Annotated in this window: 11 protein-coding genes and 1 pseudogene; 11 read left to right on the top strand and 1 reads right to left on the bottom strand. The window is 48.7% G+C overall.

Annotated features, from left to right (window positions below; translation table 11 throughout):
• Window positions 1-45 precede the first annotated feature (45 nt).
• From OCV58_RS07330 to rlmD, 4 genes are read left to right on the top strand one after another with little or no spacing between them, the layout of a single operon-like run.
• The gene (locus OCV58_RS07330; protein ID WP_087478625.1) at window positions 46-603 is read left to right on the top strand and encodes an NUDIX hydrolase; all 558 of its coding nucleotides are present in this window, start codon (window positions 46-48) and stop codon (window positions 601-603) included.
• Window positions 604-635: 32 nt separating this feature from the next.
• Window positions 636-1808 carry a phosphopentomutase gene (locus tag OCV58_RS07325; protein WP_154877427.1) on the top strand — a complete coding sequence of 391 codons (1173 nt, stop codon included), beginning with the start codon at window positions 636-638 and terminating at the stop codon, window positions 1806-1808.
• Between the two features lie 5 nt (window positions 1809-1813).
• Window positions 1814-3118, top strand: coding sequence for a thymidine phosphorylase (locus OCV58_RS07320; protein WP_154877426.1), 1305 nt, complete (start codon window positions 1814-1816; stop codon window positions 3116-3118).
• Window positions 3119-3157: 39 nt separating this feature from the next.
• Entirely contained in the window at window positions 3158-4660 is a 1503-nt protein-coding gene (gene rlmD, locus OCV58_RS07315) for a 23S rRNA (uracil(1939)-C(5))-methyltransferase RlmD (protein WP_154877425.1), read from the top strand.
• Here rlmD and OCV58_RS07310 read toward each other — a convergent pair.
• A pseudogene (locus OCV58_RS07310) lies at window positions 4596-4845 on the bottom strand (transposase); the annotation flags it as partial. The gene rlmD and the pseudogene OCV58_RS07310 overlap by 65 nt on opposite strands.
• A 44-nt stretch (window positions 4846-4889) precedes the next feature.
• On the opposite strand from OCV58_RS07310, the gene OCV58_RS07305 reads away from it, so the two are divergent.
• The 7 genes from OCV58_RS07305 (at window position 4890) to drmB (ending at window position 16169) form a co-directional block, all read left to right on the top strand.
• Complete coding sequence (locus tag OCV58_RS07305) at window positions 4890-5201, top strand: hypothetical protein (RefSeq protein WP_267312834.1); 312 nt, start codon at window positions 4890-4892, stop codon at window positions 5199-5201.
• Between the two features lie 196 nt (window positions 5202-5397).
• Entirely contained in the window at window positions 5398-5892 is a 495-nt protein-coding gene (locus OCV58_RS07300; protein WP_154877424.1) for a type IV toxin-antitoxin system AbiEi family antitoxin domain-containing protein, read from the top strand.
• Window positions 5889-6140 (top strand): hypothetical protein, encoded by a 252-nt coding sequence (locus tag OCV58_RS07295; RefSeq protein WP_154877423.1) that lies wholly within the window; start codon window positions 5889-5891, stop codon window positions 6138-6140. The genes OCV58_RS07300 and OCV58_RS07295 overlap by 4 nt, the downstream gene beginning before the upstream one ends.
• A 305-nt stretch (window positions 6141-6445) precedes the next feature.
• Window positions 6446-7993, top strand: coding sequence for a DNA mismatch endonuclease Vsr (gene vsr, locus OCV58_RS07290; RefSeq protein WP_154877422.1), 1548 nt, complete (start codon window positions 6446-6448; stop codon window positions 7991-7993).
• Between the two features lie 16 nt (window positions 7994-8009).
• Window positions 8010-10637 carry a DrmE family protein gene (locus OCV58_RS07285; RefSeq protein WP_154877421.1) on the top strand — a complete coding sequence of 876 codons (2628 nt, stop codon included), beginning with the start codon at window positions 8010-8012 and terminating at the stop codon, window positions 10635-10637.
• Window positions 10634-14320: a helicase-related protein gene (locus OCV58_RS07280; protein ID WP_154877420.1), complete on the top strand. Its 3687-nt coding sequence runs from the start codon at window positions 10634-10636 to the stop codon at window positions 14318-14320. The genes OCV58_RS07285 and OCV58_RS07280 overlap by 4 nt, the downstream gene beginning before the upstream one ends.
• Window positions 14313-16169, top strand: coding sequence for an MrfA Zn-binding domain-containing protein (drmB, locus tag OCV58_RS07275; RefSeq protein ID WP_154877419.1), 1857 nt, complete (start codon window positions 14313-14315; stop codon window positions 16167-16169). The genes OCV58_RS07280 and drmB overlap by 8 nt, the downstream gene beginning before the upstream one ends.
• Window positions 16170-16191 lie beyond the last annotated feature (22 nt).

Here is a 16191-nt window from a genome sequence, read left to right as displayed (position 1 = left end):
GATATCCTGCCCTGGCGTCCTTTTTGCGTTGAGGAGGAACGCGTTATGAGCATCAGCACGGAAACATTAGTATCTCGTCAGGAAATCATGAAGGGGAAGGTTCTCCACGTCACGGTAGATACGGTTGAAATCGACGACGGCCAGGGCGGCGAAAAGAAGACGGCCGTCCGCGAAGCCGTATGGCACTTCGGCGCCTGCGCTATCCTGCCGGTAACGGACGACGGCAAGATCATCCTCGTCCGCCAGTACCGCTATGCAGCGGGCGAACCGATGCTGGAAGTCCCGGCAGGGAAAATCGAGCACAACGGCGAGTCGCCGGACATCTGCGCAGCCCGGGAGCTGGAAGAGGAAGCGGCCGTTACGGCAGGAGAATTGATTCCCTTGGGCTACGTCTACACGTCGCCGGGCTTCTGCGACGAACGCATTTATTTGTATCTGGCCCGCAAGCTCCACAAGGGGGCCCAGCATCTGGACGACGACGAATTTATGAATATCGAGCGCTACACGCCGCAGGAAGTAGAAGAACTGATTGCGGACAATAAAATCGTCGACGCCAAGACGATTGCCGCTTTTGAAAAATCGCGCAAATATTTAGGGATATAACCACAGGCATATGCCGCAAGGAGGGATGAACCATGAAATTCAATCGGATTATCGTCATCGTAATGGACAGCGTAGGAGCTGGCGATGCGCCGGATGCGGCCAAATTCGGCGACGCCGGGGCCGATACGTACGGCCATATTGACGCCGCCGTACCGCTGGCCGTGCCGAACCTGCGCCGCCTCGGCTTGGGAAAGGTCGCTCATATCCACAGCGTACCGACAGATGTCGTCGGCGCATACGGCCTCATGCAGGAAATTTCCGCAGGAAAGGACACGACGAGCGGCCATTGGGAATTCATGGGAAATCCCGTAGACAACCCGTTCCCGACCTTTCCCGACGCGTTTCCCAAAGAGCTGATGGACTTGTTCACGGCAAAGACAGGGTACGGCTATATCGGCAACGAAGTCGCGTCGGGCACGGAAATCATCGAACGCCTCGGGCCGGACCATTTCCGCACGAAGCAGCCTATCGTCTATACGTCGGCAGACAGCGTATTCCAGATTGCCGCCCACAACGACGTCATTCCGCTGGAAGAGCTGTACCGCATCTGCGATATTACACGCCGCGAAGTCTGCGTCGGTCCCTACGAAGTGGGGCGCATCATTGCCCGGCCCTTCATTGGCGAGCAGGGCCATTTCGTCCGCACCGGCGACCGCCGCGACTACAGCCGCCTGCCAAAGCGGAAAATGGTTTTTGAATATTTGAAGGAAGCGGGCTTCTGCGTCGTCGGCGTCGGGAAAATCGGCGATATTTACGCCCATATCGGCCTGACCGAATCGTACCATACGTCCAATAACGGCGAAGACATGGCTGAGCTGACGAAACAGCTTCTGGCCCATCGCCGGGACAAGGGGCTGCTCATGGCGAACTTCGTCGATTTCGACAGCCAGTACGGCCATCGCCGCGACGTCGCCGGCTATGCCAAATGCATTGAAGACTTCGACGCTGCCTTAGGCGAGTTCCTGCCGCAGCTGCAGGACGACGAGCTGCTGGTCATTACGGCCGACCACGGCAACGACCCGACGTGGCGCGGCACGGATCATACGCGCGAACGGGTGCCTCTGCTCCTGTACAGCCCGGCCTTTACGGCGGCTGCAGATGTGGGCATTCGTCAGACCTACGCCGATTTGGGCATGACGATTATGGATAACTTTGGACTGACAGGGCTGGAATTCGGGACGAGCTTCCTGAACGAATTGAGGTGAGGCATATGTGGCCCATAGACTGCATTGAACATAAAAGGGACGGAAAGGTTCTGACGAAGGAGGAAATCCATCGCTTCATTGACGACTACACGGCCGGAAGGATCGCCGACTATCAGGCGGCGGCCTGGCTTATGGCCGTATACCTGCGCGGCATGACGGCAGAAGAGACGACGGAGCTGACAATGGCCATGGCCCGTTCCGGCGACATCGTCGATTTGTCGTCTATTCCCGGCGTCAAGGTGGACAAGCACAGCACCGGCGGCATCGCCGATACGACGACGCTCATCGTCGCGCCGCTCGTCGCTGCAGCCGGCGTGCCCGTGGCGAAAATGAGCGGCCGAGGCCTGGGATTTACAGGCGGAACGGCAGATAAGCTGGAAGCCATTCCGGGATTTCGCATTGAGCTGCCGGAAGACCAGTTTCTGCAGCAGGTCCGCCGCATGGGCCTCGCCCTCATTACCCAGTCCGGCGACATCGCCCCGGCAGATAAGCTGCTCTACGCTCTGCGCGATGCGACGGGGACCGTCGAAAGCATCCCTCTCATTGCCAGCTCCATTATGAGCAAGAAAATCGCCTCCGGCGCCGACGCCATCGTGCTGGACGTAAAATACGGCGACGGCGCGTTCATGAAAACGAAGGAAGACGCTCGCAAGCTGGCCCGCATGATGGTGGACATCGGCCGCCTAGCCCATAAGCCGACGCGAGCTGTCATTACGTCTATGGAAGCGCCCCTCGGTACGGCAATCGGCAACAGCCTCGAAGTAGATGAAGCCGTCGACGCCTTGTCCGGACGGGGAGGGCGGCGGCTCATGGAAGTCGTGCGGGCGATTGGCGCGCAGATGCTCCTCGTCGGCGGCAAGGCCGGCAGTGAAGCCGAAGGCGAACAGATCATTGACGACCTCGTTGCCAGCGGCAAGGGATTGGCGAAATTCAAAGAATTCGTCAAAGCCCAGGGCGGCAGCGCGTCGTGGATCGGAAAACGGCCTCTTACGAAAGCGCCCCAGATGTTTACGGCCGTCTGCACCGACGAAGGCTATATTACGGAAATCCACGGCCGGGCCTTGGGTGAAATCGCCATGGCTATGGGCGCTGGCCGAGCCCGCAAGGAAGATCCCATTGATCCTATGGTAGGCATCCGCCTGTTCAAGGAGCTGGGAGATTCTATTAAGGCCGGCGAGCCCTTGTTTACCTTATACGGCAAGGCCGGCGCTGACATGGCCTGCATCGCCCAGGAGATTGCGTCTCACATCATCGTGCAGTCCCAGCGGCCGGACCATATAGAACCCGTTATCAGCGAAATCATTACGTAATACCAACGCTGCCCGGCGCAGCGCGAAAGGAAGGAATTCATGAAACAGCACCGGTCTGTTCCTGTTGCAAAAGGAAATACATATACGATTGATATACTCCGCCTCGGCTCCAGCGGCGAAGGCGTAGGGCGGTATGAAAACTTTACGGTCTTTGTCAGAGGGGCGCTGCCCGGTGAAACGGTGCAGGCCAAGGTCGACGTCGTCAAAAAGCAGTACGCCACGGCTATCCTGCAGGACATCATCACGCCGTCGCCGCAGCGCGTGGCGCCCTTGTGTCCCGTATACGCCCAGTGCGGCGGCTGCCAGCTCCAGCACGTGAGCTACGACGGCGAGCTGCAGGAAAAACAGGGCCAAGTACGGGATGCCCTGGAACGCATCGGCCATCTGACGGGAATAGACGTCCTTCCGACCTTGGGCGCAGCGACGCCGTGGGAATACCGCAACAAGATGCAGTTTCCCGCAGCGGCTGCAAAAGGGAAAGCCGTCGTCGGCTGCTACGCCGCCGGCAGCCACCGGGTCATCGACGTCGCGTCGTGCGCCATTCAAAAGGCTGGCAACAACGATATCCTGCGCATCGTTCGCCAATGGATGAACGACTATCACGTACCGGCTTATAATGAGCAGACCCATACGGGCGTCGTCCGCCACGTCATGGGCCGCGTCGGCGTCTGGACAGGAGAGCTCATGGTTTGCCTCGTCACAGCCCAGGTCGATGTGCCTCATACAGCAGAATTAATCGGCATGCTCCGCGAAGAACTGCCCAAACTTACCAGCGTCGTACAGAACATCAATACGCGCCGCACCAACGTCATCTTAGGCCCGGAAACGAAGGTCCTGTACGGCACGCCGACAATTCACGACTCCATCGGTCCCCTGACCTTCAACATTTCCGCCCAGTCCTTCTTTCAGGTCAACAGCGAGCAGGCCCAGCGCCTGTACGAAAAGGCCTTGGAATTTGCCGACTTGCAGGGCGATGAAACCGTAGCCGACGTGTACTGCGGCACCGGCACGATTACCCTGTTTTTAGCCCAGAAAGCCAAGAATGTCTATGGCATTGAAATCGTCGCGCCAGCCATTCACGACGCCGTGAAAAACGCGGCCGATAACGGCGTGACAAACGCGGAATTCATCCTCGGCGACGCCGTAGAAAAACTGCCGGAGCTCATCAAAAGCGGCGTCCGCCCCGACGTCATCGTCCTCGACCCGCCCAGAGCCGGCTGCGGCGAACCCGTCCTCGCAGCCATCGCCCAAAGCCAGCCGAAGCGCGTCGTCTACGTATCGTGCAATCCGGCCACGTTGGCCCGCGATTTGGCCTATTTGGATACTAAAGGGTATAAAGCCGTAAAAGTACAGCCTGTAGATATGTTTCCGCGGACGCACCATGTGGAGACGGTGGTGTTGCTTTCCAAGGGAGAAATCGACTCGAAGAAAGTACGGGTGGAGTTCTCTTTGGAAGATATGGATATGTCGGAATTCCAAGAACAGAGTTACCGTCCGATAAGCTGCCCACCACACGGGTACGGCGGTGGATCTCCCGGTTGAGTCTCTCGAGACAATTGTTGGTACGGATGTGGGTCCAATGTTCACTGGGAAACTCGCAATAAGTCAGCGTTTCATCAATGCCATCCTCCACCTTCTTGGCGGTCTCTTTTAGCTTCATAGAATGTGGTTTGCTCTACCACGGCTTTGGCTTTCTCCCGGGCAGCTTTTTTGCTTTCCTGGGCGTGTCGGTTCATGGAAAAACCGTCCCACCTTTGAGGAATTAGCGGTCATGTTTGAGGGCAACACAGCCAGCGGTGCAGAACGAGCCTACTGGAAAGCGGTGGACAAGCTGACGGAACTTTTGGTTGCCGAGGGTGCGCTCCACGCTGTTCGGCTGAAACAGAAATCCAAGACCAAGCGCAAAAAGAAAATCGCCGTCGCAATCTACGAATATCAGGTAGACTGCGACGGCGAATGGGGAGAAATTTCAGTTGATTTTGAAAGCGGTACAGCAAAGATCATCCAGCTTGCTTGGGATATGACAAGAACAAATCGCTTTGCAAAAAAAGGTAATAACGTATCTTTTGGACTGCGAAAATGAGAAGCTTCACAAGAAAACGGTGATTTCGTTTGAACTGTAGGATCGGTAAATTGTAAGTAATATGTCTATGAAACGCAAAGACCGATATGGGGTCTCAAACAAATATTCGCAGAATTAGCGGGTAGGACGCTCTAAAACAGGAAACGATCAGTATTATAGGTGATTTACCAAACGATACGGAAAAGCACGCAGGTTTATGCAAAATCTCAGCAAAACATTTGACGTTCGGTGCGCGAAAGTATCCTTCCGCATTGACTTTTTTGAGAATTGCGCATATAATTCAATTTGTGAAGTTGCAGCACAAGGTTGGCTTGTGCGTAAAGTTAGTGAAAACATGACCGACAAAGAAATTCTTGAAAAGCTGGCAGACGAATGTGGAGGTATATTCCGCACATCCGATCTCGCAGCTCTCGGCTATAGCACCTATGCTATTCGGAAACTGGTTGATGAGCAAATCATAGAGAGAATCAAGCAAGGCTATTACAGCCTTTGCAAAACGAATGAGCTCATATCCGAGGCGGCACAAATTGCTCAGCTGTTCCCAGATGGTGTGCTGTGCATGTACACGGCCCTGTTCTATTACCGCTATTCTGACCGCCCCTCCCCCTGGAATGGAATATTGCAGTCGACCGGGATACATCCAAATCCCGTTTCAAGCTGGACTATCCCTTTGTACAGCCATACTACATGAAAAAAGAATTTTTGGCCTTTGGCGTTACAGCCGCAGATTACGGCGACTGCACCATGCAGATATTTGACCGGGATCGGCTGATTTGCGAATGCATTTTTTATGAAAATAAAATAGACAGAGAGACTTACAACAAGGCCATCCAGAGCTATGTAGCAGATACGAAAAAGAATGTACCCAAGCTGTTGGAATATGCTGAAAAACGCAAAGTTCTGAAAAAGGTGAAAGATCGGATAGGAGTGTGGCTGTAATGGATATGGGAGCATCCGTCATTGCACGGCTAAAAAACAAAGCAAAAGAGACGGGCAAGCCCCTTGATATGTACCCCGTTTTCTGGACACGGGAACAAAATGGTATGCATTGATCGTTTTCTTCGCCCCGCTTGGGATGCGATCCTTTCCGAAGGAGAGCTTTTCATGCAGCGGAACTGCAAAACTGCCACATGGCATGAAGAAAGGAAGTCTGCTTTATAGAACAACAAGGTTGATATTCTGCAGCTAATATCGAATGCTTCACGGTTTATCGGCCTATATCTTGAAGGTTGGAGAGATGCACAATGGCTCGCAAAAAAAGTAAAGGGCAAATACATAAAAATATGAGCCGGGTGCGCAATAGTGATACCGCGCTGGAGAAACTTCTGTGCGAGGAGCTTGTTCGCCAGGGGCTTACTACGTTTACAAGAAACAATAAGACGATTTTCGGAAAACCAGATATTGCATTTCTTGCTCGGAAAATCGCGATATTCTGTGACGGAGATTTTTGGCACGGATATAACTGGGAGAAGGCGCAAAACGATATAAAAAGCAATCGTGATTTTTGGATTCCCAAAATCGAACGCAATATGCAGAGGGATATTGAGGTAACGGCACGACTGCAGGAACAAGGTTGGACCGTTCTGCGATTTTGGGGACATGAAATACAGAAAGAACTGGAATACTGCGTTTCCGTAGTTTTGGATGAGTTGCGAATTTTCCCTGTTCAACCATATAGAACAATTGACCTTTGTGCTGGCATCGGCGGCATTCGTCGTGGCTTTGAGCTTACAGGGCAGTTTGTGAATGTACTTTCTTCGGAAATTGACAAGTACGCTTGCAGAACATACCAACATTTATATGGGGACAATCCCCAAAACGATTTAACCAGCGATGAATTTAAACAGCAGGTAGAAAACACGGAATATGGAGTACTTTTAGCCGGATTCCCCTGCCAAACATTCAGCCGGGTCGGGTTGCAAGAAGGATTCGAGAACGAAGAAAAGGGCAAGATTTTTTTTCATATATCCGACATTATTAGACGAACCAGACCGTTCGCTTTGTTTTTGGAAAATGTAGATCGTTTGGTTACTCACAACGAAGGTCGAACATTTAAAACCATCATCAAAACGCTTGTAAATGATTTGGGTTACTATGTAATTGGTGTCACAAAAAAAACAGACGGAACACTCAAATATGCACCCAAATCCTTTGTTCGCAACTCCCGCGATTTTGGTGTTCCGCAAAATCGCCCTCGTACATATATAATCGGTTTTGATACGGAGCGTTTTGCCCCGGATAGACTGGCTATGTTGCCAACGGACATGCCTCGTACCCGGGCGGTTGAGCTATATCATGATTTGAATGATTTGTTGGAGCATGATGTGCCGGCAAGGTATTATATGGCATCGGGATATTTGGAGACACTCGTCAAGCATCGAGAACGTCAAGAAGGAAAAGGCTACGGATTTGGTTATCGGATTGTAAATGCGGAAGGAATTGAGAGACCTATAGCCAACACATTGTTGGCAACAGGAGGTTCGGGCCGTGAACGCAATTTGATATACGATCCCAAAGAAGGTATTGCGGGACAGATTATTAAAGGGAAGAAAACCCCTCTCAACGATAAAGGCATTCGTGTTATGACTCCCACCGAGTGGGGGAAACTTCAAGGCTTTATAAACTATGGATTTGTAAACGCCGAGGGAGAGGACGAGTTTTCATTCCCCGAGGGGATTCCGGCAGTCCAACAGTACAAGCAGTTTGGCAACTCCGTCACAATTCCGGTAATTGAAGAGATGGCACGGTTTATGCTTGATTGTTTGGCCATCTTACACGGAGAAGAACCGTAAACGGAGGTGTATGACCATGACGGCAGAAAAACTGGCAAATACTATTCTGAAAAAGTGCGATATTTATTATGGTGATGCGCTGATATCGAAGGAAGCAATCATTGAAAAATATCTGTCTTTTTTTGCCGATTCATTGGTATCAAAGGAGCGAACTGTCAATTTTGCTCTTCATACAGGATCTCTGTGCTTTGATGTTATTTCCGTTGTTGCCGTCGCGCTGGGTTGTCTGTCCTATAACCTGTCTACAAATGACGATATTATCTCTGCTCTACAGATAGACGATATGGTTATGTATAATGGTCAGCGGTATCGCTGGAAAGGTACCCGCGTTGAATACGGTCGGCTTTGTATGGTGATTGAGCAGGACGGGAAAGGAAAAAACGGGAAAATGATCGGGTACCTTCCTCTGGAGGAGAATAAGCACCTGATACAGCCTTATTACGGAGAGTCGCAGATTACTGACGGACGCGGTATTAGAAAGAAAAAGACAAATCGTGAGGATTTTTTATCTTTCGTATTTGATGTGAATATGCAAGAAATCCCTACACAGATTGATGTTTCAATCGTCATTGTGGCTGATCGCAACTCATTTTGCGAGATTTACAAACAAGTCCGTATCGTATATGGAGAAGGCAAAGAAGTTGGTTTGTTGGACATTATTCCGGCGGCGTATTATACCTGTAGTGGTGAAGAATATCAGTTCGGTCTGAATCCGGCAAAAGCGGAACCAGTTTTGAAAGTAACCGGTAAAATTTCAACGGCACGGGATTTGGTTCTGGATAGAAACAGAAATAAAGTAGTAGGTTTATTGGTTATCGGTGGTGCATCTATAACCGAGAACGGGTCTGAACTTGCTGATTTGCTTCGAAGAAAAGTACTGCGTTTTGCTCATGTTACATCCCCAATCAAAGCCGGGATGGGTGAACATATCTTGGAGATGTATGAGGATGCTTCCGTATTTGCTTGTACAAAAAACATGTTATCCAAAAGTAATCAAATGATTTGCAACGACAATCCGCTTACCGAAGAACTCCATCGGCAGATTATGAATGTGATACACAATACTGTTACGGCAATTCCCGTGGGTGAAGGTTGGAGTTGGGATGAATACAAAACCATAAAAAATGCGATTTTTGTCATCAAACAGTCTAATTGGAATGATGCTGTCAAAGACGACTTCGTGGTGGCTGCGCATGGTCTGCTGAATCTTCTTAATTCCGCAGTTTTTCCGTTAGAAATAATGGAAAACGCCATTTGTAACGGACAGATTAACAAAGCGGTTACTTCACCCTACGGACGCATTCAGGAATTATGGGATATTGCAGATCAAGCTGGATCTATGCAAGAACGGTGTATGGTTGTGGCGGATGCACTGGAACGAAAATATCGTGAACGATTGAAAATCTGCCCAAAGGCAAATGCCCTGAGGGAATACTTGAACGAACATAAACTCAGCAAGGTTGCAATCATTGTACCAAAAGCATATTATGCCGACTTACTTCGCATAGTATACCCTAAGCGCTTTTTTGACGAAAATGTAATTTGCGTAACGGCAAATCGTTTCGATAGCCAGAAAAAATACGATGCGGTTTTATGTGTTGGAGAACTGAATAATAAGCGGTTTGATCCGTTGCAATGTTTGGCTGCACGTAATGTCGATGTTCTTCTATATGAATGTGAGGAAAAGGTATTTACATTCCGACGAAAGAAATTCGCAAAGTACGAGCGAAAGCTGAATCGAAGAATCGGTGCCACCCATATGGCAGATGAGCCGGAGGAGGATAACTCTTCTCAGGAAATGCAGATGGAAGAGGAAGTACAGCAGTTCTCTGCCCTGGACGAATATATCGAAGCCTATAATACATTTGATGTTCGCAAATTGGCACAGAGCAGCAGTGCGGGAGGCGTTTATGTCCCGGTGTCCGAAGTTAAACACGTAGGCACTTTTGTTTCGGGAGAGCAAATATTCTTCTCCAAGTATTATTCTGCGGTTGTCTTTGACAGTATGGCAGGAAATGTGGCTGAAAAATCCCCGGAGCAATTGCGACCCGGAGATGTGCTGGTGTTTGTTAAGCGTGATGATTACACCAAGAATATTGTTGACTTCATCTATGAGCGTCTGCTTCGTGATGGACGTTTGGGGCAAGGCGCAATTGAGGCTTACGAAAAGTCTCAATATTGGAAAGAAGCCTTGCGGGAGTACAAGGAAACCAATGGCTTTACTTATCGAAAGGTTGCTCAGAAAATGAGAGAGGCCGGAAGTTCTATGCAGGAGGTCACTATTCGGCAATGGCTCATCGATGACAGTCACATTGTCGGCCCCCGTAAAGAACATACCATGGAGTGTATTGCAATCATAACAGAGGATCCTCATCTACTGGCAGATCCTCATGGCTTTTTTGAGGCGTGTGGAGCGGTGCGTCACGACCGGCGAAAAATTCTTGAATTAATCGTAAAGGCTATCAACGATAAACTTATTGGCAACATACCTGAGGAAGGCAGCGTTCTAAGCATCGTATATAACAATGTGGACAGTCTGTCGGAAATACTGGAACTTGAGTATATTACGGAACTGGACGAAAGTGAAAATATCAACATCAATCTGGTGAATAAACCCATTACAGAAGCGGAGGTATTGATATGACAGGCAGTGAAATTAGACAGACAATGATTTCTGCCCGGGAAGAGTATATCGGTATAATTAGGGATGAACTTTTAGGACCCGGATCAGAATTTTCTTTGCCTGACAGAGAGCATGAACTTATTTCCAGCACCCCTACCAGCCGTTATTCCGCTGGCATTCTGTTCCCGCAAGGAAATGCTGTCAACCAGGATAATGATGAGACTGTTGAATTGGAGGAATCCGATAATTCGGCAGAAAACTCTGGTTCGCCTTCTGCCGAAGATCCAGGTGCCGACCCCGTTCAACAGAAGAAACAGAGAACCTATGCATTTGACGAAACTGCAGATGAAAACTTGGACGAAGAAATCGGAATGGCTACACAGTACATGCCTTCGTCCATGGGCATTACATTCATCGCAAGAGGAAACACAAATATCGTCAGAGGAAGTTTGACTTTTGCCACATACCGAAATGCCAAAGTTCCGGATTGTATGATTCCCTATCTGCCGGATGATCCTGACACCTATACAGTACCGCCTGAATTGGCGCATATTATGGTGTATGACAAGGACGCCCATGCGCTGCGACTGATTTCTTCCGTAACCGCCAAGGAAGCCCGTAGCATTTTTGAGCGCGATACAATTCCGGAAAATGAATTTCGCATACTTCAGAAAATAGTCTACCGTTTTGTTGACTATTGTGCTATGGGGTATGTGCGAGTTCCGCATGAAATTCCGGAATTTGCGCTTGACTTTAGCCATGGGGATTATGCCGATGATGAAGCCAACCACAATCTGGATGGCACTGATGCAAAGCTGGTGGCTTTGAGGCGGAAAATTGGAGATAATTTGTGGTCAATTACCGTTATGTTGGTGAACGACTGGAAGGAATCTCCTGTGAAAGCAAATCGCTGCATTTTCCAGGCCAAGATGAAAGTATCCTCTGAGAATAATGATTTCGTTTTTGTAGAAAGCAATCCCAACGCGGATGTAACCGCGATGGACTCAGAAGAACAGTCGCTGGATTTGTTGTACCGCCACAAAAAAATATACGGAACTGGCTTGGGTACATCCGTAGACTGGGAAATCGATGCGTCTGGAGTTGGGAACATATGGAGTGATTTCTTACCTATAACCGAGGTTCCGTCGATGAGCTTTTCCTTGCCTCAAAGTGATCTCATCAAAGACGAAGAATTGTCCATGAAGTATTTGTCAGACCTTGATCCATCCGACCGAGCTACCAAACTTGCATCCATGCGGAGCTTGGTCGATCTGTATAAAAACTGGGTCGATAGTCTGGAGAAGACAGCTGAAACGCTAGATCCCAGATATGTATCCGCTGCCGCCAACAATATCCGTGAATGCAAGCGCGCATATAAGAGGATGTACGCCGGTATCGATACTCTGTCACACAATGACAATGCATACAAGGCCTTTCTGTTGGCGAATCGCGCAATGTTTATGCAGAGAATTCATATTGCGATGCAGGGAGATATGTCGAAAACCAGCGCCGATCGCTATCCAGGAGATGAAGAAATTGCCGATAGACTTTTGAACATGGATTATAGCCAGGAGAGCGACGGTAATTGCAAATGGAGGCCTTTCCAGATAGCGTTTTTACTGATGGATATAAACTCTATAATTGATGATGAATCTCTGGAGCGGAATATTGTTGATCTGATATGGTTCCCTACCGGTGGTGGCAAGACAGAGGCATATCTTGGACTGACTGCGTTTACAATTTTCTACCGCAAACTGGCACACCCCGAAAACTGCAACGGTACAGCTGTTATTATGCGTTATACTCTCCGCCTATTGGCGGCACAGCAATTTACACGTGCAGCTACACTTATATGTGCTTGCGAGTATATCAGACAAGATTGCGTCCAAAAGCGGCATAAATACCCGGCATATCCTCTGGGAAGAGACCCAATTACAATTGGCCTCTGGATCGGCGGCGCACATATTCCAAACAAAAATGAAGATGCGAAATATCATTTGGAAAAACTTCAAAATGTAAGTAATCATTTTTATGTCAGAAATGAAAAAGAACGTCATAATAAGTTTCAGGTGCTGAAGTGTCCGTGGTGCGGAACCAAGATGGTCAAAGACGATAAAGGCGCCCGTCTGGTCGGCGAATGGGGTTATAGCATGAGCGGGAAACATTTTTATATGTTTTGTCCTCATGAGGATTGTGCATTTACCAAAAGGCTTCCGATTCAAATTATCGATGATGAACTTTACGAAGCGCCTCCGACCTTGCTGTTTGGTACGGTGGACAAATTTGCTATGCTGCCCTGGGACGGACGAATCGGTGCCTTTTTCGGTGCCGGAAAAGAAAATCGCACCCCGGAACTAATTATCCAAGATGAACTGCATTTGATTTCGGGTGCGTTAGGTACGGTGGTTGGCCTTTATGAAACCGCCGTGGATGCAATTTGCGGTCAAAAAGGTGTGTATCCCAAGATCATTGCTTCCACCGCTACAATTCGGAGAGCGAAAGAACAGTGTTCTGTACTGTATAATCGTGAAGTTGTGCAGTTCCCGGCACCCGGTTTGGATGCGGAGGATTCTTTCTTTGCAAAAGAGGCTGTGATTGATTACAGCAAGGGTGTTTACGGACGTAAGTATGTAGGTATTATGCCATCCGGAAAAACCAAGGCTATGACGGAAATCCGTGCCGTGGCCGCGCTTATGCAGAAAGTTTACACCATGGATCTTCCCGAAGAAGTTAAAGACAAACTGTGGACATTGACGGTTTATTTTAACAGCCTGAAGGATTTAGGTAAGGCTTCAACTCTGATAGACGATGACGTTAAGGATTTTATCATTCGTACAGCAAATCGTATGTTTACGGGAAGAAGGCTTATTGTTAGCGCGGATGAGCTTACCAGCCGTGTATCCACCACGGAATTGAATGAGACACTGGACAAGCTGGAGAAAATCGAATATTCAAAAGAAAATGTAGCCGCCAAGCAATATGCTTCTAACGTGCTGCTTGCGACAAACATGATCTCCGTCGGTATTGACGTTGCACGATTGAATGTTATGTTGATGATCGGACAGCCCAAACTTACCAGTGAATATATTCAGGCCTCCAGCCAGGTAGGACGGTCTTTCCCCGGTGTAGTCTTTGTGCAGTACGATGCCACAAAGAGCCGTGACCGTTCCCATTACGAACGATTCCGCTCTTATCATGAATCTTTTTACCGTTTTGTAGAGCCGACCGGGGCAACTCCGTTCTCTCGTCCTGCACGCGAGCGGGCCTTACATGCCGTGCTTGTTTCTATGATACGCCAAGTGGCTGGAATGAGAGAAGATAAGGATGCCATTAATTTCGATGAGAAGCACTTTTCGGAAGCAATAAAAAAAATCGAAGCATTTGTCACAGAACGGGTAACCGGAATTAACGACCGCTCTGAGGGACAGGCAAAGGACAATATAGATGAAATTCGAAGGGAGATCAAGGAATTCTTTGATTTTTGGCAGTCCGATGTGAATGAATGCAACGAAGCAAACCCGTCTATTCCGTTGTATTTTGGCCGTCGATTCATGGTCAATCCACCTGCGGAAGATACACGGCGGCTGCTCAAACCATACGGTTCCACAGGAAAGGACAATGCCATCGCAACTCTAACCTCAATGCGGAATGTGGACACCCCTGTATTGGGGAGTGTTGTAATTTGGGGGGACAACAATGTCTGAACAAGTGAAGACAAAGATAGAAAAGATAGAACTGAATAAAGTTACCCACTCCGTTCGTGCGGCGCAAGCGGTTTTGCAATACGGTGTAGGTGCTATGGTAGACTTTCCGGATCAGACATTGGTTACTGCTGCGCCGGAGTATTGGAGCAGAAAGAGTAGAATCTATGATGATCGTTTTGCCAAAGCCCTGGGGGTAGACTACTTTGCGTTACCAACTAATATTGCGTATTCCCGTTTTCCTGAATGGTACTTTTGCCCTAAGTGTAGAAGATTCCAGCCATTAAAAAAATGGGTAGCTGAATACAGGAAAAACGCCAAAGCAAAAACGCTTGAACGGGACGAGAATATGGTTGAGCATATGCAGTGCCCTAAGTGCCATCAGGACTTAGTTGTAGCGCGTATTGTCACGGTGTGTGAAAGAGGTCATTTAAATGATTTTCCTTGGATAAAATGGGTTCACGCAAAGGCCAAAAAGCCAATTTGCGGAAATCCTGAACTGAAATTTAAGACCGGTGCATCTGGAACGGAAGGGCTAGAGGGATTGAGTGTAAGCTGTTCTTGTGGTGCTATCGCAACATTAAAGGGAGCGTTTGATAAGGATTGCTTTCAAAAATTGGACGAAGACTTAGGAACCAATCAATTCAGATGTGATGGGCATCATCCGTTTCGACATACCAAAGATAAGTGTGATTGCTATCCTAAAACCGTGCAAAGAGGTGCGTCCTCTGTTTACTTTCCTGTGGTACATAGTTCGTTGGTCATCCCCCCGTATGCAGACAAGTTGAATGCAAAAATTGAGCAAAGCAAAGCCTATGACGATTGTATGACTATTATTAGTGATGCAGATCCGGAGGAAAGGAATTCTATAATTACCCGTCGCTTGTCAAAGTGGGTGGATAAAATTGCACTTGAAATTGGTGCGCCTAGTGAAGAAGTAAAGAAAATCCTCATTCGCAAATGGTTAGAGCCGATCCCTGAAGATGTAGATGTAACCAGCATCCAGTATCGTGTAGAGGAATACGCCGCGTTGGCTGGCGAAGTAGGTGCGACCAGCTCAAGTTTCGGCGATTTCTCCCGTGAAGAAATGGATATCTCCGAGTATAATTTGCCTCACATTAAAGCTATTTCCCTTATCGACAAAGTACGTGTGGTAAATGCGTTAATTGGTTTTTCCAGAATACAGCCAGCAATGACCAGTAATGATGCTGGTTTTGTGGATGTAAAGGAACCTGATACTCGATGGTACCCTGCTTATGAAGTGCGTGGTGAAGGCATTTTTATTGAGTTCAACCAAGAAGATATCGATGGTTGGATTGAAGCCCATCCGGCAGTCATTAAGAGAGCCTCTAGGCTGAACCACAATTATGCGACATCGTTTATCGGGAAGAATCATCCACGCACGATAACGCCCAAATTCCTTATGTTGCACACACTATCTCATCTGCTCATTTCTCAGTTGAGTTTTGAGTGTGGATATAGCATCGCTTCTCTGAGTGAACGCCTATACTGCGCCGAGGAAGCCGACGGAAAAAAGATGGCGGGTATTTTCATCTATACTGCCAGTGGCGATGCGGAAGGTACATTGGGAGGACTGGTTCGTCAAGGCAGACCAGATGCATTCCCCAGAATTCTCAGAAAAGCAATTGCGAATGCAAAGACTTGTTCAAATGACCCGGTATGCATCATGAGCAGAGGTCAGGGGCGCGATTCTTTGAATCTTGCGGCATGCCACGCATGTGGCCTATTGCCGGAAACGTGCTGCGAGGAGCGAAATGCATTTCTGGATCGTGGTGTAATCGTTGGTACATATGAAAACCCGGAAATCGGTTTCTGGAATGATATCGATTGATAAGCAAGAATTCCTTTGCAGA

This window comes from Megasphaera stantonii (assembly GCF_025567065.1).
GTDB classification, from domain to species: Bacteria; Bacillota; Negativicutes; order Veillonellales; family Megasphaeraceae; genus Megasphaera; species Megasphaera stantonii.
This window is presented reverse-complemented; position numbering and strand designations above follow the sequence as displayed.

What these genes read in the sequence shown, in the direction of transcription:
- OCV58_RS07330 (WP_087478625.1), top strand. Translation starts at nt 46, where the DNA reads ATGAGCATCAGCACGGAAACATTAGTATCTCGTCAGGAAATCATGAAG.
- OCV58_RS07325 (WP_154877427.1), top strand. Translation starts at nt 636, where the DNA reads ATGAAATTCAATCGGATTATCGTCATCGTAATGGACAGCGTAGGAGCT.
- OCV58_RS07320 (WP_154877426.1), top strand. Translation starts at nt 1,814, where the DNA reads ATGTGGCCCATAGACTGCATTGAACATAAAAGGGACGGAAAGGTTCTG.
- rlmD (WP_154877425.1), top strand. Translation starts at nt 3,158, where the DNA reads ATGAAACAGCACCGGTCTGTTCCTGTTGCAAAAGGAAATACATATACG.
- OCV58_RS07305 (WP_267312834.1), top strand. Translation starts at nt 4,890, where the DNA reads ATGTTTGAGGGCAACACAGCCAGCGGTGCAGAACGAGCCTACTGGAAA.
- OCV58_RS07300 (WP_154877424.1), top strand. Translation starts at nt 5,398, where the DNA reads ATGCAAAATCTCAGCAAAACATTTGACGTTCGGTGCGCGAAAGTATCC.
- OCV58_RS07295 (WP_154877423.1), top strand. Translation starts at nt 5,889, where the DNA reads ATGAAAAAAGAATTTTTGGCCTTTGGCGTTACAGCCGCAGATTACGGC.
- vsr (WP_154877422.1), top strand. Translation starts at nt 6,446, where the DNA reads ATGGCTCGCAAAAAAAGTAAAGGGCAAATACATAAAAATATGAGCCGG.
- OCV58_RS07285 (WP_154877421.1), top strand. Translation starts at nt 8,010, where the DNA reads ATGACGGCAGAAAAACTGGCAAATACTATTCTGAAAAAGTGCGATATT.
- OCV58_RS07280 (WP_154877420.1), top strand. Translation starts at nt 10,634, where the DNA reads ATGACAGGCAGTGAAATTAGACAGACAATGATTTCTGCCCGGGAAGAG.
- drmB (WP_154877419.1), top strand. Translation starts at nt 14,313, where the DNA reads ATGTCTGAACAAGTGAAGACAAAGATAGAAAAGATAGAACTGAATAAA.